This window comes from Streptomyces sp. NPDC088252 (assembly GCF_044740965.1).
Classification (GTDB): Bacteria; Actinomycetota; Actinomycetes; order Streptomycetales; family Streptomycetaceae; genus Streptomyces.
In genome coordinates this window covers 1-24532 of sequence record NZ_JBIURS010000009.1, presented here as the reverse complement: position 1 = coordinate 24532, position 24532 = coordinate 1, and the positions used below count along the sequence as shown (strand labels likewise).

General features: G+C 67.8%; 24 protein-coding genes and 13 pseudogenes. 20 read left to right on the top strand and 17 right to left on the bottom strand.

Annotated elements, in window-relative coordinates:
- Window positions 1–28: 28 nt before the first annotated feature.
- Both ACIOHC_RS19760 and ACIOHC_RS19755 read right to left on the bottom strand, forming a co-directional pair.
- Window positions 29–817: an SDR family NAD(P)-dependent oxidoreductase gene (locus ACIOHC_RS19760; RefSeq protein WP_351086021.1), complete on the bottom strand. Its 789-nt coding sequence runs from the start codon at window positions 815–817 to the stop codon at window positions 29–31.
- Window positions 814–1491 carry a GntR family transcriptional regulator gene (locus tag ACIOHC_RS19755; RefSeq protein ID WP_351086019.1) on the bottom strand — a complete coding sequence of 226 codons (678 nt, stop codon included), beginning with the start codon at window positions 1489–1491 and terminating at the stop codon, window positions 814–816. The genes ACIOHC_RS19760 and ACIOHC_RS19755 overlap by 4 nt, the downstream gene beginning before the upstream one ends.
- A gap of 289 nt (window positions 1492–1780) precedes the next feature.
- Here ACIOHC_RS19755 and ACIOHC_RS19750 point away from each other — a divergent pair, with 289 nt between their 5' ends.
- From ACIOHC_RS19750 to ACIOHC_RS19730, 5 genes and pseudogenes are all read left to right on the top strand, one after another.
- The gene (locus ACIOHC_RS19750) at window positions 1781–2920 is read left to right on the top strand and encodes a mandelate racemase/muconate lactonizing enzyme family protein (protein WP_351086017.1); all 1140 of its coding nucleotides are present in this window, start codon (window positions 1781–1783) and stop codon (window positions 2918–2920) included.
- Window positions 2921–2949: 29 nt separating this feature from the next.
- Window positions 2950–3546 carry a 2-dehydro-3-deoxyphosphogluconate aldolase gene (locus ACIOHC_RS19745; RefSeq protein ID WP_401843488.1) on the top strand — a complete coding sequence of 199 codons (597 nt, stop codon included), beginning with the start codon at window positions 2950–2952 and terminating at the stop codon, window positions 3544–3546.
- A 54-nt stretch (window positions 3547–3600) separates the two neighbouring features.
- Window positions 3601–3831 (top strand): annotated as a pseudogene (locus ACIOHC_RS19740) (PfkB family carbohydrate kinase); the annotation flags it as partial.
- An 85-nt stretch (window positions 3832–3916) separates the two neighbouring features.
- Window positions 3917–4081 (top strand): annotated as a pseudogene (locus ACIOHC_RS19735) (transposase); the annotation flags it as partial.
- A gap of 90 nt (window positions 4082–4171) precedes the next feature.
- Window positions 4172–4330: a hypothetical protein gene (locus tag ACIOHC_RS19730; RefSeq protein WP_351086032.1), complete on the top strand. Its 159-nt coding sequence runs from the start codon at window positions 4172–4174 to the stop codon at window positions 4328–4330.
- Between the two features lie 34 nt (window positions 4331–4364).
- On the opposite strand, the pseudogene ACIOHC_RS19725 reads toward ACIOHC_RS19730, so the two are convergent.
- Window positions 4365–4902, bottom strand: a pseudogene (locus ACIOHC_RS19725) (transposase); the annotation flags it as partial.
- A 366-nt stretch (window positions 4903–5268) separates the two neighbouring features.
- Entirely contained in the window at window positions 5269–5934 is a 666-nt protein-coding gene (locus ACIOHC_RS19720) for a GntR family transcriptional regulator (RefSeq protein ID WP_351086016.1), read from the bottom strand.
- Between the two features lie 120 nt (window positions 5935–6054).
- Between ACIOHC_RS19720 and ACIOHC_RS19715 the strand changes: the two genes are divergently transcribed.
- The 3 genes from ACIOHC_RS19715 (at window position 6055) to ACIOHC_RS19705 (ending at window position 9892) form a co-directional block, all read left to right on the top strand.
- Complete coding sequence (locus ACIOHC_RS19715; RefSeq protein ID WP_401843327.1) at window positions 6055–7425, top strand: MFS transporter; 1371 nt, start codon at window positions 6055–6057, stop codon at window positions 7423–7425.
- Window positions 7425–9065 (top strand): amidohydrolase family protein, encoded by a 1641-nt coding sequence (locus ACIOHC_RS19710; RefSeq protein ID WP_401843325.1) that lies wholly within the window; start codon window positions 7425–7427, stop codon window positions 9063–9065. The genes ACIOHC_RS19715 and ACIOHC_RS19710 overlap by 1 nt, the downstream gene beginning before the upstream one ends.
- 629 nt (window positions 9066–9694) lie before the next feature.
- Window positions 9695–9892: a hypothetical protein gene (locus ACIOHC_RS19705; protein WP_351086010.1), complete on the top strand. Its 198-nt coding sequence runs from the start codon at window positions 9695–9697 to the stop codon at window positions 9890–9892.
- A gap of 95 nt (window positions 9893–9987) precedes the next feature.
- Here the strand turns inward: ACIOHC_RS19705 and ACIOHC_RS19700 are convergent.
- The 3 genes and pseudogenes from ACIOHC_RS19700 to ACIOHC_RS19690 form a co-directional block, all read right to left on the bottom strand.
- Window positions 9988–10251, bottom strand: a pseudogene (locus tag ACIOHC_RS19700) (transposase); the annotation flags it as partial.
- Window positions 10252–10305: 54 nt separating this feature from the next.
- A pseudogene (locus tag ACIOHC_RS19695) lies at window positions 10306–10434 on the bottom strand (CBS domain-containing protein); the annotation flags it as partial.
- A 36-nt stretch (window positions 10435–10470) separates the two neighbouring features.
- The gene (locus ACIOHC_RS19690; protein ID WP_351086008.1) at window positions 10471–11559 is read right to left on the bottom strand and encodes a glutamate--cysteine ligase; all 1089 of its coding nucleotides are present in this window, start codon (window positions 11557–11559) and stop codon (window positions 10471–10473) included.
- Between the two features lie 359 nt (window positions 11560–11918).
- On the opposite strand from ACIOHC_RS19690, the pseudogene ACIOHC_RS19685 reads away from it, so the two are divergent.
- Window positions 11919–12134, top strand: a pseudogene (locus ACIOHC_RS19685) (IS630 family transposase); the annotation flags it as partial.
- Between the two features lie 182 nt (window positions 12135–12316).
- A complete protein-coding gene (locus tag ACIOHC_RS19680; RefSeq protein ID WP_401843323.1) occupies window positions 12317–12724 on the top strand; it encodes an SH3 domain-containing protein in 408 nt (135 codons plus the stop codon).
- A 22-nt stretch (window positions 12725–12746) separates the two neighbouring features.
- Here the strand turns inward: ACIOHC_RS19680 and ACIOHC_RS19675 are convergent, their stop codons facing one another.
- Window positions 12747–13295, bottom strand: coding sequence for an IS3 family transposase (locus ACIOHC_RS19675; RefSeq protein ID WP_401843322.1), 549 nt, complete (start codon window positions 13293–13295; stop codon window positions 12747–12749).
- Between the two features lie 142 nt (window positions 13296–13437).
- On the opposite strand from ACIOHC_RS19675, the pseudogene ACIOHC_RS19670 reads away from it, so the two are divergent.
- From ACIOHC_RS19670 to ACIOHC_RS19655, 4 genes and pseudogenes are all read left to right on the top strand, one after another.
- Window positions 13438–13808, top strand: a pseudogene (locus ACIOHC_RS19670) (hypothetical protein); the annotation flags it as partial.
- A 72-nt stretch (window positions 13809–13880) separates the two neighbouring features.
- Window positions 13881–14063 carry a hypothetical protein gene (locus ACIOHC_RS19665; protein WP_389636934.1) on the top strand — a complete coding sequence of 61 codons (183 nt, stop codon included), beginning with the start codon at window positions 13881–13883 and terminating at the stop codon, window positions 14061–14063.
- Window positions 14060–14722 (top strand): HemK2/MTQ2 family protein methyltransferase, encoded by a 663-nt coding sequence (locus ACIOHC_RS19660; protein ID WP_389636935.1) that lies wholly within the window; start codon window positions 14060–14062, stop codon window positions 14720–14722. The genes ACIOHC_RS19665 and ACIOHC_RS19660 overlap by 4 nt, the downstream gene beginning before the upstream one ends.
- 37 nt (window positions 14723–14759) lie before the next feature.
- On the top strand, window positions 14760–14969 hold the full coding sequence (locus ACIOHC_RS19655; RefSeq protein ID WP_401843486.1) for a CDGSH iron-sulfur domain-containing protein: 210 nt from the start codon (window positions 14760–14762) through the stop codon (window positions 14967–14969).
- Here ACIOHC_RS19655 and ACIOHC_RS19650 read toward each other — a convergent pair.
- Window positions 14946–15923: an iron-containing redox enzyme family protein gene (locus tag ACIOHC_RS19650; protein WP_351086003.1), complete on the bottom strand. Its 978-nt coding sequence runs from the start codon at window positions 15921–15923 to the stop codon at window positions 14946–14948. The two genes, ACIOHC_RS19655 and ACIOHC_RS19650, sit on opposite strands and share 24 nt — an antisense overlap.
- Before the next feature lie 501 nt (window positions 15924–16424).
- Here ACIOHC_RS19650 and ACIOHC_RS19645 point away from each other — a divergent pair.
- Window positions 16425–16988 carry a hypothetical protein gene (locus tag ACIOHC_RS19645; RefSeq protein WP_365694342.1) on the top strand — a complete coding sequence of 188 codons (564 nt, stop codon included), beginning with the start codon at window positions 16425–16427 and terminating at the stop codon, window positions 16986–16988.
- Window positions 16989–17284: 296 nt separating this feature from the next.
- The gene (locus ACIOHC_RS19640) at window positions 17285–17470 is read left to right on the top strand and encodes a hypothetical protein (RefSeq protein WP_365694344.1); all 186 of its coding nucleotides are present in this window, start codon (window positions 17285–17287) and stop codon (window positions 17468–17470) included.
- A 14-nt stretch (window positions 17471–17484) separates the two neighbouring features.
- Here the strand turns inward: ACIOHC_RS19640 and ACIOHC_RS19635 are convergent.
- Both ACIOHC_RS19635 and ACIOHC_RS19630 read right to left on the bottom strand, forming a co-directional pair.
- Window positions 17485–17712: pseudogene (locus ACIOHC_RS19635) on the bottom strand (IS5/IS1182 family transposase); the annotation flags it as partial.
- A gap of 45 nt (window positions 17713–17757) precedes the next feature.
- On the bottom strand, window positions 17758–18216 hold the full coding sequence (locus tag ACIOHC_RS19630; RefSeq protein ID WP_401843319.1) for a transposase: 459 nt from the start codon (window positions 18214–18216) through the stop codon (window positions 17758–17760).
- A gap of 231 nt (window positions 18217–18447) precedes the next feature.
- Here ACIOHC_RS19630 and ACIOHC_RS19625 point away from each other — a divergent pair, with 231 nt between their 5' ends.
- A complete protein-coding gene (locus tag ACIOHC_RS19625; protein WP_365694689.1) occupies window positions 18448–19290 on the top strand; it encodes a DUF6461 domain-containing protein in 843 nt (280 codons plus the stop codon).
- A 79-nt stretch (window positions 19291–19369) separates the two neighbouring features.
- On the opposite strand, the pseudogene ACIOHC_RS19620 reads toward ACIOHC_RS19625, so the two are convergent.
- Window positions 19370–20180, bottom strand: a pseudogene (locus tag ACIOHC_RS19620) (IS5 family transposase).
- 369 nt (window positions 20181–20549) lie between these two features.
- On the opposite strand from ACIOHC_RS19620, the gene ACIOHC_RS19615 reads away from it, so the two are divergent.
- A complete protein-coding gene (locus ACIOHC_RS19615) occupies window positions 20550–21491 on the top strand; it encodes a Rieske (2Fe-2S) protein (protein WP_365694691.1) in 942 nt (313 codons plus the stop codon).
- 16 nt (window positions 21492–21507) lie between these two features.
- On the opposite strand, the pseudogene ACIOHC_RS19610 reads toward ACIOHC_RS19615, so the two are convergent.
- From ACIOHC_RS19610 to ACIOHC_RS19595, 4 genes and pseudogenes are all read right to left on the bottom strand, one after another.
- Window positions 21508–21723, bottom strand: a pseudogene (locus ACIOHC_RS19610) (plasmid stabilization protein); the annotation flags it as partial.
- 47 nt (window positions 21724–21770) lie between these two features.
- A pseudogene (locus tag ACIOHC_RS19605) lies at window positions 21771–22019 on the bottom strand (GvpL/GvpF family gas vesicle protein); the annotation flags it as partial.
- Window positions 22016–22462 carry a gas vesicle protein GvpJ gene (gvpJ, locus tag ACIOHC_RS19600; protein WP_365694693.1) on the bottom strand — a complete coding sequence of 149 codons (447 nt, stop codon included), beginning with the start codon at window positions 22460–22462 and terminating at the stop codon, window positions 22016–22018. The pseudogene ACIOHC_RS19605 and the gene gvpJ, both read right to left, overlap by 4 nt.
- Window positions 22463–22556: 94 nt before the next feature.
- A pseudogene (locus tag ACIOHC_RS19595) lies at window positions 22557–22791 on the bottom strand (gas vesicle protein); the annotation flags it as partial.
- On the opposite strand from ACIOHC_RS19595, the pseudogene ACIOHC_RS19590 reads away from it, so the two are divergent.
- A pseudogene (locus tag ACIOHC_RS19590) lies at window positions 22770–23153 on the top strand (site-specific integrase); the annotation flags it as partial. The pseudogenes ACIOHC_RS19595 and ACIOHC_RS19590 sit on opposite strands and share 22 nt — an antisense overlap.
- Before the next feature lie 140 nt (window positions 23154–23293).
- Here ACIOHC_RS19590 and ACIOHC_RS19585 read toward each other — a convergent pair.
- Window positions 23294–23755, bottom strand: a complete 462-nt coding sequence (locus ACIOHC_RS19585) for a hypothetical protein (protein WP_365694695.1) — start codon at window positions 23753–23755, stop codon at window positions 23294–23296.
- A gap of 343 nt (window positions 23756–24098) precedes the next feature.
- On the opposite strand from ACIOHC_RS19585, the gene ACIOHC_RS19580 reads away from it, so the two are divergent.
- A complete protein-coding gene (locus tag ACIOHC_RS19580; protein ID WP_351087184.1) occupies window positions 24099–24440 on the top strand; it encodes a hypothetical protein in 342 nt (113 codons plus the stop codon).
- Window positions 24441–24532: the final 92 nt, after the last annotated feature.

The window sequence follows — 24532 nt, the reverse complement described above, 5'->3', positions numbered from 1 at the left end:
GCCTTTCTGTGGTGGGTTTCGGGTTTTGTCAGAAGTCGTTCGCGCTCTTGGCCATGAGGCCGCCGTCGCATACCAGGTGACTGCCTGTGACATACGAGGCGTCGTCGGAGAGCAGCCAGGTAGCGGCACGCGCGATTTCGGCGGGGTCGGCCATCCGCCCGAGCGGGATCTGGCGTGCCGCGGCGTCTCTCAGACGCGCGCGCTCCGCTTCGAGCTCGGCACCGGCGAGGCCGAAGTAGAGCATCGGTGTGTCGGTGGCGCCGGGGACGATCGCGTTGACGCGGATGCCGTGAGGGGCGAGGTCGATGGCGGCGGCGCGCACGAACGCGGAGACTCCGCCCTTGGACGCTCCGTACGCGCTGTTCGAGCCGCCCGCGAAGCCGACGAAGGCGGAAGGGGACGACACGCACACGATGGAGCCCGGCCTCCCGGCGCCCCGCAGAGCCTGGGCGGCTGTGCGTACGGTCAGGAAGGTGCCGGTGAGATTCACGTCGAGAACACGGCGCCATGTGTCGAGGGGCATGTGCGGCAGGGGCGCGTTGATCTCGATGCCGGCGCTCGCGGTCACCCCGTCCACCGGGCCCAGTGCGGTGCTCGCCGCACCGAACGCGTCGACGAGCTCCCGTTCGTCGGTGACATCCGACGCGGCCGACCAGACTCTGTGGGCGCCGATGCGCCGGGCTTCGGCCGCCGCCCGCTCGGCGCTCTCGCCGTCACGGTCGAGGATGCCGACGGCCCAGCCCCGGCGTGCGGCTTCGAACGCGGTGGCGCGGCCGATGCCGCTTCCGCCGCCGGTGATCAAGATAGTCCTGGTCATTCGGAGGGGTCCTTGGTGGCTCTGAAATGGGTGTTGATGTGGGCGGTGACGGTGCGGTCCAGTGCGTGCTCGTCGCCCGCGCGGAGTGCGTCGATGAGCTCGCGGTGCTGCCCGGCGACCACGGTCGCGTCCGAGTAGTGGCTCGCGTCGCGCCGGAAGTAGGAGCGCACGCGGGGCTGGATCGACCGCCAGATCTGCAGGCAGTGCTGCTGCCCGGACAAGGTGACCACCGCCTCGTGGAAGCGGATGTCCTCGTCGGCGAGCAGCGCCGCGTCGGACGCGTCGGCCGCTGCCTCCATGGTGCGGACGAGCGACTGAAGATGGGCGTAGTCCGCGTCGGTCAGACGGGGCATCGCCTTACGGAAGGCGAACTTCTCCAGGGAGATGCGGACCGGTACGAGGACGTTCTCGATCTCCTCCTGGGAGACGCCGAGCACCTCCGTACCGCGGTACGGGTAGGAGATCACCAGGCCCTCCTGTTCCAGCTGGCGCAGCGCCTCGCGGACCGGCGCCCGGCTGGTTCCCAGCTGTTCGGCGACTCCAGACTCCGTGAGCTTCTGGCCCGCTTGGAGACGGCCCGAGGTGATGGCCTCGCGCAGGACGTCTGCGACGGTTTCGCGGCGGGAGGCGAGGGAGGCGGAGGGGAGCGCGGGAAGCGCGGGAAGATCAGACATGGCCGGAGCGTAACAGGATCGTACTTTGTCGACAATCAAGTGCGGTGGCCCCTTCGGGCGGTGGGCGCGGACCTATGGAGGCGGAGGCAGGGGGATTTGAGGGGTGGCTGGGGCGGGGAGTGACGCTTCGCCGCACGGCTGCCCCCCCTGGTGGTGCGGCGGGCGGTTCGGCAGACTGTAACCGAATAGTCGATTGTCGACAATGGTCCTCTCGGTCGGGTACGGTCCCGAATTACAGCCGCCGCCTCGTCGGCGTCCGCGGCGATGGCACCCGTTACGAGAGGCACTCATGAGAATCACCAGGGTCGAGACATGCGGTCTTCGCGGGGCGACCCCCGAGGGCGGTTGGTCGAACGAACTGCGCCCGGACGATGTCGTGCACACGCTCGTCGCCGTCCACACCGACCAAGGCGTCACGGGCATCGGCAGCGCGTTCACCACCGAGAACCTCGTCCGGGGAGCGATCGACCTCCTGCTCCCGCACCTCGTCGGACAGGACCCGGTGGAGGTCGAGCGGATCACCGAAACGCTGCACCAGACCGCGTTCTGGATGGGCCGGGGCGGCTCGCTCACGCACGCGACGAGCGCGATCGACATCGCCCTGTGGGACATCGCCGGTCAGGCGCTCGGCCAGCCGGTCGGCCGGCTGCTCGGCGGGCGCCACCGCACCCGGGTACGCCCCTACGCGTCGGTGCTCATGGACGAGGCCGGACCGATGACGGACAACCTCACCGAACTCGTGGAGCAGGGGTTCACCGCCTTCAAGATCGGCTGGTGGAAGTTCGGACGGGTGGACGCCGCCACCGACGAGCGCACCGTCGCCGCCGCCCGCGCCGCGATCGGCGACCGGCTGCTCGCTGTCGACGCCGGCGGCTCCGAAGGCTTCTTCCCCGGCGGTCTGGCATGGGCGAAGCGAACCGCGCGGATGCTCGCCGACTACGACGTCGCCTGGTTCGAGGAGGCACTCGCGCCGGACGACCTCGATGGTTTCGTCGAACTGCGTGCGGGTTCACCCGTCCCCATCAGCGGTGGCGAGGTCCTCACCCGCAGGCAGAGTTTCGCCCCCTACCTGCGGCGCCGCGCCTTCGACATCGTCCAGCCAGACACCACGAAGGGAGGCGGTCTGAGCGAGTCACGCCGGATCGGCTGGGAGGCCCAGGACCTCGGTATCCGCCTTATCCCGCACGGATGGAACACGGCCATCGGTCTCGCCGCCGATCTGCAGCTCTCGTCCGCACTCGCGTCCACCGACCTCGTCGAGTACAAGACCGGGTCGGCCTATGTGGACGACCTGGTCGCGGGGGGCTGGCGACTCGACGCCGACGGCTACCTCGACATCCCCTCCGGCCCTGGACTCGGAGTGTCCCTCGACCCCGAAACGGTCGAGAAGTACGGCACGCGGCCCGCGTTCGCGGACCCGAGGGCGTGAGCATACCGACCACACCCCTGTAGAAGGTCATCGCGGACCTCCGCGCCCCATCGGCCGACCGGTACCGCCCGGTCGTCGACGGACTCGTCGACGGAGGCGTCCGCGAGATCGAGCCCACTCACCACGCCGGGAACGCTCGACGCTGTCGGCCACCTGCGAGCACACGTCGGCTACGTCGCACGCATCGGCGTCGGTACGGGACCGACGGCGTACTGGCCCGAGCCGCGCTCGACGCAGGCGCGCAGTTCCTCGTCACTCCGAGCGTCGTCCGCGGAGCGGCGGAGCCGGCGCGCGAGCACGGCGTGCCGGTCATCATGGGCGCGCTCACGCCCGCCGAGGTGATGACCGCGACGGCCTCGGGCGCGGACCTCGTGAAGATCTTCCCCGCGTCCGCGGTCGGAGCCGAGTACGTGGGGCAGCTCCGCGGGCTCTTCCCGGACCTGCGCGCCGTGCCGTCCGTGGGGATCGGTGCGGCAGAGGCACGCGCGTCGCTGGCCGCGGGAGCGGCCGCCGTCTCCATGGGAGGACCTCTCATCGGTGACGCGCTGAACGGCGGATCGCTCCGGCCCCTCACCGACCGCGTGCGGCTCCTTGCCGAGGAGATCGGCGAGGACGTGATCACGTGAACGGACGGCCGCACCCTCGGGTGCTGACGCTCAGCGAGACGATGCGGCTCGTCCATGCAGGAGAAACCGGCCCCGTGGGCCGGGGCCTCCGCGCGCATAACGATCGGTGGCACGGAGACGAACGTTGCGATCGGGCTGTCCCGCCTCGGCATCGGCGCGCTCTGGCTGGGGCGCGTCGGCGACGATGCGATAGGCGAAGCCCTTCTCGCCGCGCTGCGCGCCGAGGACGTGGAAGTCGCCGTGGAGGTCGGCGCGCAACGCGCGACCGGGCTGATGGTCAAGGAATCCCGGGTTCCAGGCGCCTGCCGCGTCACCTACGACCGGTCCGGAAGCGCGGCGAGCGCGATGTCCCCGGAACTCCTGCGGCCGGATCGTGGACCAGCCCGCATACGTCGGCGCCCTGCCCTTGACCGTGGCCCGGGACGCGGGCTGCCAGGTCGCCCACCTGCCCCGGTCTCGCGATGCGGCGGATCGCCGACCTCTACCCCGGCGAGGCGAAAACCGATGCCGCGATGCCACGGTGATCGCGGACGCCCCCGCACTCCGGCTTGAGGTCGGCCCTGACGGGATCGTGGCGGTCAATCCGTGAGGGACCCACCGCCTGGGGCTGGACGAGGTGGCTTCGGTGAGGCTTGGCGCGTGGGGTGCGGAGTTCCACCACGGAGACGGCTTCAAGACCACGGCTTATGCGCTGAGCGAGATGGCTGCGGGAACCTCGCAGGACCGGCGCTTCGCGGAGCTGCTGGCTGCTCTGGAGGCGGACCCCGCTTCCTCACCGCGGTGACGCCTGACGGAGACGGCGGCCAGGGACTGGCCGGGCGCGGTTCGTAGAAGGCGCCGTCTCGGAGCATGGCGAACAGGATGTCGGCTCGTCGTCGGGCGAGGCAGAGCAGGGCTTGGGTGTGGTGCTTGCCCTGGCTGATCTTCTTGTCGTAGTAGGCCCGGGATGCCGGGTCGGGCAGGGCTGCGAACGCGGAGAGGAAGAAGGCCCTTTTGAGCTGCTTGTTCCCTCTCCGGGAGGGCTGTTCGCCGCTGATTGAGGAGCCTGAACTGCGGGTCGCGGGGGCGAGCCCTGCGTAGGTGGCGAGGTGTCCCGCAGTGGGGAAGGTGCTGCTGTCGCCGACCTCGATGAGGATGCGGGCTCCGGTCCTGACGCCGACTCCCGGCATCGAGGTCAGGACCTTCGAGAGAAGGTGGGCCTCCAGGAGTTCTTCGATCCGTCCGGTCAGCTGCTTTCGCTGGTCGAGGACGGCGCTCAGGGAGGCGGCCAGGCTCGGACGATCAGGGGGCCGGGGATCCGAACCGTTCCAGCAGGGCGAGGACGGCCGGGTGGTGCAACCGCGGTCCCAGGACCCGTCGGGCCGCTCCGGGGTCGGGAGGGGTGTAGGTACATGACGCCCGTGCCCGTGGTGCCCAGCCGGGCTTCGGCTCGGGCGGCGGCCGCGGCAGGTCGAAGTGCGGACCGTCGAGGGTGTCCGTGACCATGTCCGGCCTCGCCTGCAGCCAGTCACGCGGCGGGGCGCCTGCCGCGACCCGCTGCGTGACTGGGATTCAAGCGTGGATCGTGCAGTCCCACCGGCCGGCTGTTCCTCGTCCGGTCCTCGTCCCGGACACTTTCGAAGAGCCCGAGCAGTTGCTATCGCGCCCGACGCGGGGGCCACCCGCCGCGCGAGCCGACCTTCTGCCAGTGGCGGTAGGCGGGTTCGCCGACTGGTTGCGCCGTCACCCGCGCCGCTCACCGTCGTCAGCGCCGAGATAGATCCCGATGTGCTCTGCGATCTCGCCCCCGATCCGCTCCGGATCCCCGGATCGCAGAGCATCGAGCAGAGATCGGTGCTGGTCGACGACACCATGGGGGTTCTCGTGGTGTGGGGCGTCGCGGAGGAAATAGGCCCGCACGCGGGGCTGGATGGTGCGCCAGATCCGCAGTGGCTGCATATGTCCGGCGGCGGTGATCACGGTCTCGTGGAACGCGACGTCGAGGTCGGCGAGCGCCTTGGCGTCCAGAGGCTCGGCCGCCGCGGACTCCATCTGTTCCACGAGTACGGCGAGGGCTTCAAACAGCTGCTGGTCAGCTACCTCGGCTGCGGCGCGGAAGGCAGCCTTCTCGATCACCAGCCGGATCGGGACCAGGATCTCTTCGATCTCCTTCTGGGAGACCTCGGTGACGACAGCGCCCCGATAGGGATGGGTGATGACCAGCCCCTCCTGCTCCAGAACCATGATGGCCTCGCGGACCGGGCCCCGACTGATGCCGTAGTGCACCGAGATGTCCCGTTCAATGAGCCTCCCCCCTGCGGGGAGTTCACCGTGGGCGATGCGTTCGCGCAGGTTGCGCAGGATCCAGTCGCGCCGGGATTCGGGCGGATGCGGGGGCGATGCCGCCATCGTGTAGGGCTCCTTTGGTCGTCCCGCCAATGATAACAAATGGCGGATGGTTGACCATCTGCCATTTGCTCGTCTACGTTCATCGCCCTGGGCCAGAGGCCCCACATGAGAGGCGGAGCTATGGAGCTGACGAAGCCGGCGACGCCGTCCGCACGTGCGGACGGCGGCCGGGGCGTTCCGGGCAGCGTCACGGCGGCGGCGGTGCTGGGCACCCTGCTGGAGTGGTATGACTTCGCGATCTACGCGTCGATGGCGGCCGTGATCGGGCGACTGTTCTTCCCCTCGGATGACCCGACCGTCTCGCTGCTGGTGACGCTCGCGTCGTACGCGGTCGGGTTCGTGTGCCGACCGCTGGGGGCGATCGTCCTGGGGCGGCTGGGCGACCGTGCCGGGCGCCGGAGCATGCTCGCGATCACGATGGTGACCGTCGGCGTCGCCAGCGTGCTCATCGGGCTGCTCCCCACGCACGCCTCGGCCGGGATGCTCGCTCCGACACTGCTCGTGGCGCTGCGGATGGTCCAGGGGCTGGCGGCGGGCGCGGAGTGGACAGGCGGCGCGACGTTCCTGATCGAGTACGCACGCACCGGCCGCCGCGGTCTCTACTCCGGGGTGCTGCAGGCCTCCACGGTGGCGGGCTTCCTGATGGGGACCGGCGTCGCCATGGCGGTCGTCCGGCTCATGCCTGAGGCGGCTGTGGACAGTTGGGGATGGCGGATCCCGTTCCTCCTCGGTGGCATCGTCGCGGCGGTCGGGCTGTTCATCCGCCTGAAGCTGGACGAGTCCCCGGCGTACCGCGAACTGCACACCCCCCACAAGCCGGTACACCAGCAGGGGGTGAAGCCCGAGGACGCCATGCCCGGCGACAGCGGCATCAGCAGTGCCGACGCGGACAACGGCATCGGCGCAGCCACGGAAACGCGGCGCAACTGGCTGCTCGTGCTGGGCATCGTCTTCGGCGTAACTCTCTACGGGTACACGGCGACCAGCTTCCCGGCCTTCCTCGACGCGGTCGGCGCGCTCTCGCTGGCGGACGCCCTGACGACCAACGCCATCGCCCTGCTGATCGAAGTGCCGCTCATAGTCGCGGCCGGCGCGCTCTCCGACCGGGTGGGACGCAAGAAGGTGATGGGCGGCGCACTGGCGCTCTACGCACTGGCCACGTATCCGGTCTTCCTGCTCGCCACGAGCGGCACCCTCGCCGGGGCGCTCGCCGGGCAGGTGGTCTTCGTCGTCCTGTTCGCCGCCGTCTCCGGGCCGATGGCCGCGCTGTTCGTCGAGCTGTTCCCCACCCAGGTCCGCTCCACCGCGTTCTCCAGTTCGTACAACATCGGGGCCGCCGTCTTCGGCGGCACGGCGCCCTTCGTGAACACGTTTCTGGCCACCCAATCCGGTGTATCCGTCGCCCCCGCGTTCTACCTGGTCTGCGGCGCCCTGGTGTCGCTCGCCTTCCTCAGCCGGGTACACGACCGCTACCAGGAGGATCTGCGCTGATGCCCACCCCTGCCTCGTCCGCCACTGTCTCGTCAGGCGTCGACCTCCTGCTGTCCGGCGGTCAGGTCGTCGACGGCACCGGAGCCCCGGCTCGCCAGGCCGATGTCGCGGTGCGGGACGGTCGCGTCGTAGCCGTTGGCGCGAGCCTCCGCACGGAAGCGGCCCGGCGCATCGACGCGACCGGCCTGACCATCACACCCGGATTCATCGACCCGCACAGCCACAGCGATTGGTCCGTGCTGGGCAACAGGGACGCCCAGAGCACCGTTCGCCAGGGCGTCACCACCGAGATCGTCGGGAACTGCGGAGTGACCTACGCGCCCCTGGCCGAAGCGGGCGCCGAGGAGGCCCGCCGCGCCCTGCGTGCCTACGGGTACGAAGGGCCGGTCTCCTGGCGCACGTTCCCCGAACTGCTGGACGTCGTGCACCGGCAGGACAGGGGCACGGCGCAGAACCTCGCCTGGCTCGTCGGGCACACAGCCCTGCGTGACGCCGCCCAGGTACGGGGCGAGTCCGTCGGCGCCGACGGACTCGCACAGATGGCCTTCCTGCTCGAAGAAGCCATGGAAGCCGGAGCTCTGGGGATGTCCAGCGGCCTCGAGTACGGCTCCGGGCGGGACGCAACCACCGGTGAACTCGCCCATGTGACGGCCGTCCTCAAGCGGCATGACGGGATCTACGCAAGTCACATCCGCAACCGGGACGCGCACCTGATCGACGCCGTCGAGGAGTTCCTCACTGTCGCCCGGCACAGCGGGCTGCGCGCCCAGCTCTCCCACCTCAACGTCCGCCACGACACCGGTGCTCCCGACGGCGCCTGGCACGACGCCGTCACCCGGCTCGCCACCGAGCGGGAGGCGGGACTGGACGTACTCGCCGACATGACGCCGTATCCGCACGGTATCGGACTGGCCGCCGGGCTACTGCCCAACTGGCTGCTGGCCGACGGCCCCGGGAGCGCGGCCTGCCGGCTCGGCGACCCCGACGTCCGGCGTCAGCTGCGCCAGGACTGCGACCGCTACTGGCGGTTCGTGCACAAGGACCAATGGGAAAGGGTCGTCCTCGCGACCAGCCCCGCCACACCGGAGCTGGAGGGCCTGTCCTTCCCCGAGATCGCCGCGCTGCGCGGCCAGGACTGCTGGGACGCATTCTTCGACGTCTTGCGGGCGGCTGGATCCGACATGCCGACTGTGCAGCTCATGGGGCGGCTGTTCACGCCCGAGCATGTCGCCGAGGCGGTCGCGCACCCGCTGTTCTGCCTCGGCGTGGACGGCTTCACCAGCCGCACCGAGGGCCCGCTCGCGGCGCGGACCCGCCATCCGCTGTTCTTCACGGGCCACGTTCACTACCTCGCCCACCACGTGCTGCGCGCCAAAACCCTCGGCCTGGAGGAGGCAGTGCGCAAGATGACCTCGATGGTCGCCGACCGCTTCCGGCTGTCAGAACGTGGTCGTATCCGGCCCGGGCAGCATGCCGACCTGGCCGTGCTCGATCTCTCAGCCCTCGCCACGCAGGACACGTTCGCCTTCACCGGCACGTACGCGGCCGGCGTTCCGCACGTGCTGGTCAACGGCGAACTGGTCGTTTACCACGGCCAGCACCTCGGCACCCGTCCCGGCCGGTACCTGTCCGGACGCTGAACCATCTCGTGCGCACCCTCGAGTTACGTTCTTCGTGGCTCCGCGATGGGGCCTCCGGGGCATGACCTCCCCCCTTGTTGTTCATGATCCGGGCTTGAGCACCGGCTTCACCGAACCAGCACCTTGGAAGCCTCCTCCACGCTCCCCGTTCCGTCCCAGGTTCTCGCGAGCGAAGAGCTACGGCCTGGTTCGTCGGGCGGAGTTCCCGTGCCGCGTGCGACGCATCGGCCGTACGACACGGGTCGTCACCGCATCCCTGCTCCGCGTGCTCGAAAGCGGAGAGCCGGAGTACAACCGCCCGCCCGGCACCCTCGACGCCGGCATAGTCCACCGGGCACAGAAGCCCCGCCGAAGCATCCCGGCGGGGCTTCCTTGTCTCACTGAAGCCCCTATAGCCGGGGCCCGCGGAGAGGCGGACCGCGACGCGCCTGAGACCCGAAACGGTGCAGATCACGCCCCCGGATCGAGGGCAGGATTCGGCTCCGAGCGACGTGGAACGCAACGCTCGGTTCGGAAGGTGTGGCACAGCTTTCCGAAGCGCCACCGAGGCAGTCCGGTTCGTCGCGGAGGGCGCTCGTCGCGGACGTCCGCCGCGCGTTCGAGTAGAACCGAGTGCACATCCCAGCACCGTGCATACGCCGCTCGAAGAGCTGTCCGGCCGCTGCCCGGAGCTCCCCGACGACCGCCCGCTCATCACCTTCCGCATCAGCGGTATCCGGTCCGCCAGTGCTGCGAACCTGCTGGTAGAGAACGGCTTCTACGCGGTCGACACGAACTGGGGGCTCGCCGACCGGCGTGCCGCCGGCAAGCCGCTCACCACTCGGTGAGCGGTCGCCGCTGGCCCCGGCAGACGCAAGCCGTGGCCACCGCGTTCGCGTACGGAACAGCCCGGTGGACCGCACCCCTGGAGAGACGCTGTTGGTCAATTCGGCCCCGGCTTTGCCCCGTCGAGCGTCAGCCCGGCGGGGCAAAGTGCTGCGAAGTGGCTGGTCCCGGTGCGCGCTCGTGGTGTGTCGGTGAGGTGGGCGTCGATGCGGGCGAGGTTGATCGCGGCTCCGGTGAGCTGGTACTGGAGACTGGTCTTTGCCAGGCCCGAGTTGCGGGATCTGCGCAGGCCGCAGCGCCCTACAGCCTGGAAGATGGTGCCTTCGACACCGGCGCGGATCTTGTAGCGCTCTTTCCAGGCCGCGCTGATGTCACCCAAGGCTGAACCAGGCTCGCGCTCGATGGCCACGTCGCCGAGAGACACGACGCCGACAACTCTGCCCTCTTCGACCACTGGCAACCGACGTACCGCCCGGTCCCGCATCAAGCCGAGAGCCTGGTCCACGTCGTCGTCCGGGGCAACGGGTCGGCAGTAAACGTGCAGGCCAACTGATGCGGGAGCGGGGCAGGCCCCCCACGGTCAGCCACGTGTCCTGGACACGCACTCGGCCACTGCGTCACGAAGACTCCCGGTGCGAACGAGCAGTTCCCGTTGCGTTTGTGCCCCGGTCCCCCGCTCCAGCACATCCATGAGCGCCTTCTCAGCCGAAGTGAAGTCGTGGCTGTCCTCCAGCGCATTTCGAACGTGCGCGAGCAGGGCCCCGACGACATCGGCAGCGGGCTCCGGGCGCATGGTGCGGGGGTGGAGCAGTTGCCCCTCCAGTCCCGACCGGCTGGCCTGCCAGGCAGCCATACGCAGGACGCCCGCTCCCACCGGGTCCGGCGGATCGCCAGCACGCCACTCGCGTGCCGCGGTCTCGACGAGGCCGCGGACGAGCGTGGCGAGCAGCACGGTGTCGGCCGGGTCCAGGCACACGTCCGCCACTCTGATCTCGACCGTCGGGTACCGGTGCGAAAGCCGCGCGTCGAAATAGATCATTCCTTCGTCACGCAGGACTCCCGTGTCGATGAGTGCCTGGACCTGTTCGTGGTATCGCTCCGCGCAACCGAAGATCTCGACCGGTCCGGCGGAGGGCCAGCGCTCCCAGACCCTGCTCCGGTAACTGCTGTACTTGGTGTCGCGGCCTTGCCAAAACGGCGAGTTGGCACTCAGTGCCAGCAAGACTGGCAACCATGTGCGCACCCGGTCCAGCACACCGACGCCCTCCTCGTCAGAGGCCACGGAAACGTGTACATGGCATCCGCACGTCAGCTGTTCCTGCGTGGTCCGACCGAACCTGTCAGCCAGCCAGCTGTACCGCTCCCCCTGACCAATCGAGGGGCTGACCGGCAAAGGGGCCGTCGCAAGAGCCACCACCGCTGCCCCGCTCCGGGCGGCACTCTCTGCGGCCTCAGCGCGCCAGCGGCGGATTTCGTCGGCGAGTTCGCGCATCTCACTGCACGGTTCGGTGGCGAATTCCAATTGTTGATGATGAAGCTCCGGCTCGAAGACCGAGTCTCCCCCCGAGCGGCGTTCAGCGACGGCCAGCACGGCCGTCGAAAGCGCCCGGGGCTCACTGCTGGAAGGATCGACGAGCAGCAGTTCCTCCTCAACCCCAACGGTCCTCACGGTTGCATTCTCCCAGCAGCGGCTCTCAGGCGCTTGTCATGAGCCGTCGCGCAGTGTCGCCTTGCCGCAACCGCGTGAGGATCGCGACCATGAACCAGCCCATGACAGCAAACCGGTCGTGACCATGCCGAAATCGCTCCGGCCGGCTTCCCGGCCGTGCCGGAGAGAGACGGAGTCGGAGTTCGCACGACTGGCTGCGCGACTCGGCCCGCGGGGGGGCGCCGACTACTACATCCGGCTGCCGCTCAGGAGCGCGCCACGTTGACGGCGGGTGGTAGCCGTCTGAATGACGTAGTCCTCGTCCCACCAAGCTCGGCAAGCCCTTCACCCGCTGGTCGACCCGCAGGCTCGCCGACCATTTGCACCGCAACGCCGCACGTCCGATACAGATCGGCCGCGAAGCCCTGCGGGGCCTGCCCGCCGGTCGCGGGATCACCTTCCAGCGCACCACAACCTGGAAGGAATCGAGCGACCCGGACTTCGACACCGAGCTGGACCAGATCGAGTACGCACTTCATGAGCGGCCCGATCGCACCTTCACCTTCGACGAGTTCGGGCCCCTGGGCATTCAGCCTCAGCCGCCCGACGCCGAAGCCGGTACGGCTCAGAGCCCGACCACGAGACGAGTGGCCCGTTCGCCCGATTGCGATCGTCTTTCTGGGGGATCAGTACGCTGCCACAGCACAGGGTGCAGGGCGCATAACCCGATGAGTGATCGGATGTGATCCGAGTCAGGAAATGAGCGAGAGGAATGGTCATGTTGAAGGTCTTGGAGAGGCGCGCTCAGCGTATTGCCGCGGTCTCGGGCGCTGCCGCAACCATCGTGCTCGGTGCTCCGCTGCTTGCCGCTGCGGCTCCCGCTCCGGCTTCATTTCCCGTGGAGCCCTACGCCACGGTGATCAGTCAGAGTGGGGTGAACGAGCGGCAGTACCCCAGCACCGACTCGTCGGTGCTGGGCATCCTCCAGTACGCCGATCAAGTGGGCCTGCGATGCAAGGTCCGTGCGCAGGACATCGCCGACAACAGCGTCTGGTACCTGCTGCGTGACGAGCAGGCATGGATCTCGGCCAGGTACGTAGTCCAGACCGGGACCGTCCCTTACTGCAAGGACGCCCAGCCGATGGGTCTCACCAACAGCCCACAGGCCGCCGACGCCATGGGCTGAGCTTGACGTTTAACGTCGCTGGTCACTCAACCTGCTGAGATCGGCGGGTTTCGGGCATGGGTACGGCGGCCGTTCTCCACGCTTCGAGATGTCGAGTAACGAAGTGTGAGAGAACGGCCGCTGCCCATGAGTCTGCCCGTCGATTGCCCGCAGGTGAGGTGTTGGGTCTGTTGTCCCGCGTTCGGGTCGAGTAGGTGATGTCCCCGACGATCTTTGTTCCGGGGCAGGTGGCGGTGAAGTCCCGGCCGATCAGATCCGGTGACGGGGCGGCCTGAGTGTCGGCCTCGGTCAGACCGCGGCGCCGGATGCGCCGGCTGATTCCGGCGATGCCGTGCTCCCGCATGACCCGCTCCACCCGTTTGCGGTTGACTGGCCGGCCTCGCCGACGCAGTTCGGCGGTGACGCGCGGGACGCCGTAGTTTCGATGGGACGCGAGGTGGATCACCGTGATCTCGTGGGCCACTTGCCGCCGAAACGCGCCGGTTCTTCCGCAGACGCCGGCGACAGCCACACATCGTCCGGGGCTACTTCGGCGGCCCCACCGTCCTCTACGTGCTGGACGAGAACCCATTGAGTTTCTGATCAATACGATCTCGGCCGATCAGGGCATCCCCGCATGCAACAAATGCCCGAATTTTTCTATTTAGTTATGCTTGGAATCGGCTACTGCTCCGCATCCGCGCGGCCGCGGAGACTCGAAAGGAAGCCCGGCCATGCCGAAGAACGAGAGCTCGTCCCAGCCCTCGCACGGCGAGGGACCGAGCCCCCACAAGGGCGCCCACCAGCACGGCTGGGCGTCGGATGTGGACGAGACCCATCAGGAGGCCAACGACAGCGCGCACCGGCCCTTCCATCCCGACGGATACGCGCCGAAGCCCGGCCCTGACAGGAAGGTCTCCAAGGAGGAAACGAAACCGAGGAAGTCCCTGGCAACACGGTCAAGAGTACACATCGCCCGAGTCAGGAACGCGCCGGGAAATCCGGCGAAAGCGGCCTGCACGACACCGGCCCCAGGGGCCGGTCCCAGCGCCCCAGCGGAACCCGGGACGCCTCCGCATCCACGGGAGTCGACCCGCAGGACCCGCGCTGGACTCCGACTGACCCCACCACGGCTTCTCGGCAGGGACTTCTCCGCCCAGTCGAGGAAGGACTGCTGATGGTCACCGCCGACCTGAACCAGGGCGATCTCCGTGAAGCGCGCCTCGGCGTAGGCACGCACTGCCTCGACAAGGGTGCCGACGTCGTCACCGCACGGCATGGAATCCGCAATGTCGTCCAGGCGCACGAACTGGGAGGCTGCCCTCCCTGCGTGATCTCCGAGAGCCAGTCGCGGCAATGAGGTTCCTCCAGCCTCCGGGTGTCTACGCGCCACAGGAAGACACAGCCATGCTGATATCCGCTCTGCGGCGCGAACGTCTGTCACCCGGAGCGGAGGCACTCGACGTGGGTACCGGTACCGGCGCGGTGGCGATCGCCGCCGTCCGCCACGGCGCTGCCCACGTGATCGCCATCGACACGTCGGCCGCGGCGGTGCTCACGACACGACTGAACGCGCTGCTGTCCGGGCACACGCGGGCCATCCGGGCCAGCCGCGGCGACCTGACGGAGCCCGTGACCGGCCTGAGGTTCGACCTGGTGCTGGCGAACCCGCCGTACGTACCGTCCGCGAACATCCGCATGCCCCGTCGCGGTACTGCTCGCGCCTGGGAGGCGGGGATCGACGGCCGGGCGGTGATCGACCGGCTCTGCGCGAAGGTCCCCGCTCTGCTGCGCCCTGGGGGCGTGCTGCTCGCGGTCCACTCCGCGCTGAGCGGCCCAGCGATCACCGAAGCACGGCTGGCCGAAGCCGGACTGGACGTCACCGTGACCGACCGCCGGTTCGTTCCCTTCGGGCCTGTCCTGCGTGAACGGGCCGACTGGCTGGAGATGCAGGGCCTGATCGAGCCGGGCCAGGAGAAAGAGGAACTGGTGGTGATCCGTGCAGAACGACCGTACTGAACCGGAGACCACACCTCGGGCAGCTGCACGGCGCGTCATGCAGGAGCCGGGCGGACCCATGCTCGTGGAAGGGCCCGTTGAAGTGGTCCAGGAGGACGGCACCCTTGCCCGCTCGGACCGTCCGGTTGTCGCACTGTGTACCTGCCGGCGGAGCCGCATCTTCCCTTGGTGCGACACGAGCCACCGCGGCCGGAAGAAGCCGAAGAAAGCCCCATCGCCGGCCTCAGAGCGGCACACGGAGCGATGACTCGCCGTGCCGCCAGGCGCCGAGCAACTGCTCCCCGAACCGGTCCTCCAACCATCCGGTGGCCGCGATGCCGAAAGTGACGTCTGGTGCCAGATCCGGCTCCTCCTGGAGCAGACCGGCAACGACCTCATGCCTCATGAGTTGCTCATGCACGGCGTCGGCCTCCACATGCTCCGCATAGAAGTGGACCGCCGCAGACCCGGCACCGACTCGCTCCAACGCCTCGGCGAGGCGCCTAGACCCCGGTGATGAGGTGATCTCCACTGAGGCGAAGTGACCGACCAGCGCACCACGGTGTGAGCGGTGGAGTCCAAAGAGCGACATGAGGTTGACGGTCGCGAGCATCTGCCGCGAGCCAGCGTCGAGGTAGCGCCCATACGATGTGTCCAACTGGAGGTCCGCCATCAGATCGGCGAACAACTGCGCGTGGACCTGTTCCGCCCGTCCCGCACCGAATTCGTCGTACTCCACAGCAGCCATTCCTGCCTTGGCCCGGCCCGTCAGGCGCGGGAGCACCCACACGTGCGGATCGGCCTCCTTGAGGTGGTAGAGCGAGCGGTGGGCGGCGTACTCGCGCAGATGCCGCAGCTCGCCCTCGTCCCGCAGGAAGTACGACACGCCATCAGCGTCCACCGGCTCCAGAACGAGTTCGTCCAGCGCGCTGCCGACATTCTTGGCCACCGGCACGTCAGCGCGCAGAGCCGCCAGGAACTCCCGCTCCAGCTCGGCACGCACCCTGAGCAGTTCCGGATCCCACTCCCAGGCACCGTCCACACCGTCGAAGCCGCGGTAGTGCAACTCATAGCAGACGTAAAGGGCGAGCTGGAGGTCGTCGCCGTACGGGTCGCCACCCGCTACCAGGCACGTGTCCGGCAGCCTGCGCCGACCCGGTTCCCGGCCGAGCGCCTCGATCAGAGCGGCAGACATCTCACCCCGGGTCTCCGGCAGCTTCATGGTCCTTCCTCTCCTCGGCCCGTCGGCTCGTTCCGTGGGGGCACCGCGAGGGAGAAGGAGTGCCCGGCGAGATCGGCGAAAGCGAACGCCGCGCAGCCCACCGCCGACCTTCGCCTCCATCGACATTGCCCCGAGGCTCACTCCGTCTCGTTCCGCCTCGTCCGGATCACCGTGTGCGACGAGTATCCGAAGATGCCCCTGCCGGGCGCTGGCCGGCAGCTGCCGGCCGGCCGGCCGGCAGCGTCGTAGCCGTGGTCCGGCGGATTGCCAGGTGCATGCCTTGTGGCCGACAAGTTCCACAAAATCAGGATCGCTCACCATCTGGATTTCCGCATCGAGCAGTGCGCAGTGACGCGTAGAATTCCGCCAGGCTTCGGGCTCCGCGCAGTCCGGAACGAGGACACTTAGGGGCTGTCCGGCGGATCTTCATGGCTTACCGGACACCTATGCTGAGGCGGTCACTGTCGGCAGCCTCAGCTCCTCAATTCAAGGGAAGGTCAGTTGACTCCGCATTCCCTCGCGTTCTACGTGGATGTGATCAGGTCCGGAACGGTGCTCGGCGCCAAACCGACGGACGGTCCCGATCAGGTCACCGCGATCCTGGGTTCCGACTTTGCCGAGAACTCCTTTGACGACCAGAGCATGTGGCGTGAATACGGGATGGTCGAGTTCTTCTGGGGCCGGGAATCGCGCGACGATCCGTGGGTGGGATATCACTTCACCCTGCAGGTGCATCGGCTTTCGTCTTGGGGCGGCAGCATTGTCAACAGGGTGATTCGCGAGCGGTACGGCCGCTTCGACCGTCATCTCCGCTTCGACAAACTGGAGCGGCTGCTGGCCAAGCGCGGTGTGCGCATGGAGGACGTCCCAGATTCCAACGCCCCTGCCTACACCCTGCACTGGCAGCCTGTTTCTCAGGTGTCCGTCCTAACGTGCGGGGTTCAAGAGAGGGGGAAGTATCGTCGTAGCGGCGAACGTATTGGAGACGTGTATGGCGTCTCTTCATCGATGAGTGCCGAGCGGGTGGCTTGGTTCAGGACGCGTTACGGCCGCCAGAATGTCTAAGCCATCCACGTGATCATGGGCTTCATCCTCGGAACAACCCTCGGCGCCATCGCCAGATAGAACGGGATGATGGCCAGCAGGGCACGAAGAGCCCCCGTCGCGAGGCAAGGGCTCCAGCATGTGTGAATGGTGCAGCGCGGCGGGGTCTAGGCCGTGTCCGGCGGATCGTGAGGCCATAGGGTCTGACCGTGATTAACCTCCAGGTCCGAGGCGAGAACGGCACGATCGAGGCCCGCGCGAAGCACGGTGTGGTCTGGGGTCTTGAGCTGGCCGGTCTAGATCAGTAAGCGTTTCCAATGCTGGGACACCTGCTGCCGTACGCGGACACCGTTTTCAACCACCGGCAGGTGTCCACCCTGGTGGAGGAGGTACTGCGGCTGCCTGCAGGCGTGCTGACTGATGAGCTCGCGCGCGAGTTGATCGAACTGGGTCAAGTAGTTCTCGACGGACAGGGCCTGTACCTGTGGTTCCTCGGGGACTGAGACTGCAGGCTGGCTCAGCCCTGGAGCCATAGCCGGGCAGCTGCGGTGGTGACAGTGCCGTGGAAGACGTAGGCCCTCTTGTCATAGCGGGTGGCGACGGCCCGGGAGTTCTTGAGCCGGTTGATCGTCCGCTCGACTTCGTTGCGGCGTTTGTATGTCTCGCTGTCGAAGCCGGTGGGCCGGCCGCCCCTGCTGCCGCGGCGTTTGCGGTTGGCCCGCTGGTCCTTCGGTTCGGGGATGGTGAGGTGACCCCCGGAGTGTGGACACAGGGGTTCATGCTCCGGGGGTCACCTCACTTCGTCGGGGATCCGGCAGTGGGCCCGCCGGTCCGCCGCTTCTGGGCTGTCCCAGCTCTGGGGCAGGAACAGCCGCCACGAGAGCGGGCAGGATGCGGTGTCGGAGGCGGCATGGACGCTGACGCCGATCTGGCAGTTGCCGACCTTGCCCAGGGTGCCGGAGTACTGCCGGGCCACCCCGGGCGAGGACACTCCGTCCTTGGGGAAGCCGGTGTCGTCCACCACCCACACTTGCGGACGCACCACCCCAACCGCACGGCGGGCCAACCCCGCGCGGACTGTGCCCACCGGCCAGGTCGAGGACGTCATGAACTGCTGCAACTGCTGATGGTCCACACCCAGACGCCCAGCCATCGGCTGCATCGACTTCCGACGCCCGTCCAGCAACAGACCCCGCAGATACAACCGGCCCTTCACCCGCTGGTCAGCACGTCTCAGCGGAGCGAACACCTCCCCGGCGAACTCCTCCAACCGGCGACGACACAAAGCGAGTTCATCCGCCCTCATACCAGCAGGAAACCACCAGAACCACCGCCTGCCCAGACACGTAACAAAGCCCTACTAGGGCTCGTAACACGATCATGCTGCTGACACGGACTGGGCGCAGCCCGAGTACCAGCTCCAGCTGTAAGAACCGGCTTGCACCGCGCATTGTCAGAGGCATCAGGCACACTGCGCCGTATGAACTTGGTGACCGCGCACGACTACGCCTGGATCCGCACCTCGCCGCTCTTCCGCCACGCAATGGAGAGCGGATACACCCTGACACTGATACAGGGGCGGAGCCCGCACGAGGTGCTGCGCGCGATGGAGGCGGAACCGCGCGGCACTGGGGAGGGAACGGCCGGGCTGATCGAGGCGGACGACGCCCACCGCGCCGAGACGGACTACGACTACTGGGACGAGTCCTACGTCGCGGGCGCCTTCAGCACTCCGGGCGAGAACGGCGACTGGACACTCGTCCTCGGCTTCGACGGTGGCCTGGGGATCGAGGGCGCGTGCGTGGAGACGCTGTCGAAGGGCGGCCGGGTCGTGGCGCACTCGAGCAACGGCGGCAAGCCCATCCACCTCTTCCACTGGTTCGAGGACGGTGAGCTCTGTACGACGTTCGAGGGCCCCTCGGCGCGCGACGGCAACAGCCCCGATGAACTGGTTCCCCTGTTGCGGGAAGTCGGCTTCCCTCTGACTCCCGAGGGAGAGCACGACGAGAGCGCCCCGGTCGTCGACGGGAAGGCGGCGGTCCTCGCTCTGGCCGAGAGACTCACCGGCATACGCGTCACCGAATCCCTCCTCCAGGACGCCACGTACGAACTGGGACTCGTCCCCGAACAGCCTGCCGAGGAGTGGACCGGCCTAGTCATCGACATCACCGATGCCCACGGGGAGCGTCTCTACAAGGAATGGACCTACGGGGAGATCGCGGCGGCTTCGGACCGCGCACGGACGGAGGCGAACGCGCCGGTCGTGATCACCTACAACGAGCCTGTGGCCATGGATCGTTCGGAGCACGAGACAGGTGAGTAGCGAACGGGCGCGTGGAGGGTGCCCCCGGGGCACTCGCCGCCCTCTACAGGGGAGCTTGCCGCCATGAGAGCTTCTTCGATCACGGAGCGGCTGCCCTCTTGAGCCGTCGGTAGCAGATGAGGCTGCAGGCGAGGGAAATGAGGGCATCGTGGAGTTCGGTACGGCGTTCCCACGGACGGTGAGTCGTTTGAAGTGGTGGAGCAGGGCAAAGGTCTGCTCGACGACGTAGCGGAGCTTGCCCAGGCCCTTGATGTTCGGGCAGCCCTTGCGTGAGATGACGGGCAGGATCCTGCGCTTGCGCAGTTCCTCTCGGTTGGGGTTGGAGTCGTAGCCCTTGTCGCCGAGCAGGGCTTCGGGCCTTCGGCGAGGTCGTCCGGGGCGGCTCGCGACGGGCGGGACGCCGTCGACCAGAGCGAGGGTCAGGGGGACGTCGTTGACGTTGGTCGCAGTGGTGATGACTTTGAGCGGGGTGCCGCGTCCGTCGCAGATCAGGTGATGTTTGCTGCCCGTTTTCCGCCGGTCGACCGGCGACGAACCGGTGTCGGGTCCCCCTTTTTCGCGCGGATGTGGGAACCGTCCACGCACGCCCGCGACCAGTCCAGTTCGCCGGCCGCGTTCAGCTCCGCGAGCAGGGTTCGGTGCAACCGGTCGAAAACCCCTTCCTTCTGCCATCGGTCCAGGCGACGCCAGCAGGTCTGCCCTGAGCCGAACCCCAGCTCCAGGGGCAAAAGTTGCCAGGCTATGTCGTTGTAGAGGACGAACAAGATGCCCTGAAGGCAGAGCCGGTCCGACACCGGCCGAGGCCCCGGCAACCGCTCCGGCCACGGAGGCAGCAACGGCTCGATCAACGCCCACAACTCATCGTCCACGATCCACGGTCGAGTACCCACACCATCACGAACGGCCGAATCGTCACACCGGTAACGCCCAACCAGAGCATCTCAACAAGATTGTGTTACAAGCTCTTATCTTTGCAACGGACATGTTCTTTCGGGTACCTGCCGACGCTCAGAACACAATGGCGACGGCCAGTGCGTACGGGGACACGCTTCCGTCGTCGAGAACCGCCTGGCTTTGGCGAGCAGTAGTCGACTGGGAAGAGGACGACGAAGAGCAAGGATACGAAGAAGAGGAGTGAGTGGAGGCACCGGTAGTCCTCACAGGCATGATGACATCCCGCCCGAGACTCCTGCAGCCACCAGAGTGGAACGGAGCCGACGCCTGTTTGGGAATCGGCCGCACATGGCAAACCGCTCATCATGCGGCTTTCAGCGGGGTATACGAAATTCGCGGTTCTCGCTCCAAGCATCGGCACGGTGAAAGTGGCGGCCGTCCGCACCGAGGACCTCTTTCTGAGGTCCCTCGACGCGCTGGGCCGCCTGAAGAAACTTGATGTGGTGATCAGCCCCGTGCGGCGGTTGGTGCGCGGCGTGCCTCTGGGGCGCTACCGCGATGTGCTGCACGGTCTGCCGATCGGCCATCCCCTGCATCCCGCGCTGGTGCAGGTTCCGATGGGCGCGTGGTTTTCCGCCGCAGTGCTGGACGTCGTGCCCGGCACCCGGCGCAGTGCCCGCATCTTGGTGGGTGTGGGCCTCCTGGGGGCCGCGCCGGCCGCGTTGGCCGGCTGGGTGGACTGGGCTGAGCAGCACCAGGACCAGATGCGTACCGGACTGGTGCACGCGACGTCGATCGCTGCGGCCATCGGACTCTACGCGGGATCCTGGGTGCATCGCGGCCGTGGCCATGCGGCATTGGGCAAGGCGCTCGGCTTTGCGGGGCTGTGCATGGCCGGTACCGGCGGGATGCTTGGTGGCCACCTCGCCTATCGCCAGGCCGCAGGCGCCAACAAGACGGCAGCGGTCCCGCATCTGTTGGAAGAGGGGTGGCACCCGGTCGGCAGAGTGGAGGACTTCCCAGTCGGCGAGGCCGTGCGGCGGGAGTTGGGCGAGGTGCCTTTGCTGGTGTTCCGTCAGCCGGACGGTCGCATTCACGTCCTCGCGGAGCGGTGCAGCCACCTGTCAGGGCCCCTGTCGAACGGGAAGACCGCCGACGGCTGCGTGGAATGCCCCTGGCACGGCAGTGTCTTCCGACTGTCGGACGGCGCGAACGTGCGTGGGCCGGCCACCGCACCACAGCCGTCCTTCCAGGTGAGTGTGGACAGGGACGGCACCGTCCACGTACAGCTGCCCGGCCTCGGCTGAATCCCGCGACGATGTATCAGCGGCCCAGGGCATTCCGAAGCTGCTGCTTGTTCATGGAGGAGCGGCCGGCGATGTTGCGATTCTTCGCCTCCTCGTACAGCTGATCCTTCGTCGGCCCTTGCGATCCGCTGTGGGAGCGTTGGCCACCACGTGGTGAGGCGGACTTCCTGTCCTGAGTGGAGACCTTGCTGGAGGTCTTCGACTCGCCGGACCGCGCACGCTCCTTGTGAACTCGTCCGTACGGTCCTCCAGCACCGCGTGTACGGCGTTGTCTTCCGTGGCGGTGAAGCCGAACTGCAGCGGTAGAACCGTGCCGTCGGCCATCAGCCGCTCCTGGACGGACTGGTGCGCGCCGAGGTCGCGGCGTTTGAGCCCTAGCTCCTCGGGGGTGTCGCTGACGACCGCGACAGTATTTCGGTGCGCACCGTGCGGAGGGTCGCAGGTGACTCCCCCACCCCGTGGAGGCCGTCCAAGCGCTGAGGATGGGTGGCCAGGACAATGGAATACACGTACACGGCCATGGCTCACTCCTCGCGGCGTCGGGCGGCAGGCCGAATCCGCGGCCGCTTCCGCCTCTCCTCGCGCTCCTCGATCTCCTCGTCGTCCTCATGTCTTCCCTTAAGGGCGTCGGTGACCACTTCTGCGGCCTCACAGAGGGCTCCCTCGGCCTTGCCATGCGATCCGCCTTCGGTCACCTCGCCGACCATGTTGGTCAGCTCGGAGGGCGCCTTGCGGCCCTCTTCGAGGTCGAGGCGGTTACAGGCCTCTGCGAAGCGCAGGTACGTGTCCACGCTCGCCACGACGATGCGTGCGTCGACCTTGAGGATCTCGATGCCCACCAGCGACACACGCACAAACACGTCGATGACCAGGCCGCGGTCCAGAATCAGATCGAGGATGTCGTAGAGGTTCCCGGATCCTCCTCCGCCGCCCCTGGAAATCTTTCCTCCGCCTTGCGGCGCCACAGTCATGGCGCCTCCTCTCAGCGGCTCACGCCCGGTTCCGGGCGTGCCCTCCGTTCGCCTTGCGAACAGTGCTGCGGTAGCAGCCCGGACCCTGGCCACGCCGGTCGATCTGCCCTCGGGTGTAGCGACGGGTGCGCTCGTACACCACCAGTTCGCCTTCCTCGTCCAGCGTCACCCGATACGTCGCCATCACGTTTAAGCTCCAACACTTCCACGTCCGCCTGCCAGCCGTCCTTCGTCGGCTTCACCGCCGAGACGGACTCGGGGGCTCGCCCCAAAAGCTCCTGGAGTTGCTCAGTCCCGTAGCCCGCAGGGCCGAAACCGGCTCCTGCCACGCCTGCTGCGCGGCCGGACCCGCGGGCCGGTGTTCGTCACCCACCGCCGCCCCGGCCCGGGGAAGGTCGTCAGCCCGCGCGACGTGTGCCCGGACACCGGCCTGGCCCGTCTCTCCTACGGCCAGGCCCGCGCGTTGCTGGACGAGCACACCGCCGCACGCGGGCCGGGAACCGGCTGGGACCTGCACGAGTACCGCCATTCCGCCCTGGCCCATCTCGGTGAGCAGGGCGCCTCCTTGCCGATGCTGATGGCGAAGTCCCGGCACAAGAAGCCGGAGAACGTCCGCCGCTGCTTCAAGCCGTCCCCGGAGGCAATCTCGGAGCAGACCAGCCTGCTCGCGCCTGGCGACGCCCTGCGCTGAGGAGGAACCACGGCCTTGACGGCAGCGTACGTCCTCCAGCAGCTCCAGGTCCCGGCCGATCTCGGCGGCGATGGGGGCCTCTTTCTCAGCCGCTGAGCGGCCAGCAGCTTCCGGAGAACTGCTTCCGTCAGGGCCACGGATCACCGGCTCTTGGCGGACGATCCGGTCGACGGGGAGTCGTACAGGTCGTACGTCTCGATCCCAAGGTCGGTATTGCAGTGAAGTCGGTGGCCGTTTTGCTGGATGGTGCCATGCAAGTCGCCGCCTGTCAGCCCCAGTTGCTCTCCCGGCACGCTGATCTCGTTGCCGTGCTGCGTGCCCTGGAACGGCTTAGGGTCGGTCAACGTGTCCTCCCACGGAGACGCGTCCGTCTTCCGCTGCTGCACCGTGTAGGTCCCGTCGATGGGACCGTTGTCATCTTGAGACGTCCAGCTGAGAACCTCACGCATGCCAGAGGCAGCAGGGTCATAGCCGTAAAAGGTGTGCCTGACGATCTTGTGGGTTGGCTGTGCCGGCTGTGCCGACTGGTTGTCGCTGCAGCCGGAAAGAACCACCACGGTCATGGCAATGCCAACAGCAACTAACGCGGGTCGGAAGCCCATGCGCATTCACTTCCTTGTGTGACGTCGGTGACTCCTTCTTACCCAACCTAATCTGGTTGGTGCCTTCCTCAGTTCAGTGGCGTCGAGCGATGCGGAAGCGGAACGACCGCAACAGCTCCCACAGCGGGCAGAAACGGCCGCCCACACGCCCAACGTCTGTCTGCCGCACGCGCAGCTCGATGCAGCACCGGCTGCACCGCCGGACGTTCCTCCTGGCCATACCTCCAGGAGCCCCTTGTCCGGCGGCGCGGGCCAGGGTCATTCCTCGTCGCTGGCGTCCGGATCGCGCAGCGGACGCAGGCCGCCGGGCAGGTCGGGAAGCTGGAAGGAGTATCGGCCGAGCATGCCGCACGAACGGGGAGAGGCGAGCGACGTCCTCGTCGCGGACGTCGAAGCCGTCCGCCCGGAGCTGGTTCACCGCGGCGTCCATGTATCACCAACTTGGTTTCTCAGAGAGCTACGGATCAGAGGCTTGGGACAGACCGGCCCCAAGTTCAGAGAAGCCTGCATCCGCTGCCCCGTCCTGCGGCCCGATCCCGAGCAGATGCCCCGCTTGGAAGAAATCCACGCCAATCTGCTCGACCGGCTCCAGGAAGCCAAGGAACAGCGATGGCTCGGCGAGGTTGCCGCGATCGAGGCCAGCCTCGCCGCCGCCGAGCAGAAGCTCGCCGCCATGCGCGACTGAGGTGACCCCCGGAGTGTGGACACAGGGGTTCATGCTGCGAGTGAGAGTTTAGCTGTCTTGTGGTGGTGCTGTTCGAATTCCATCGGGGAGAG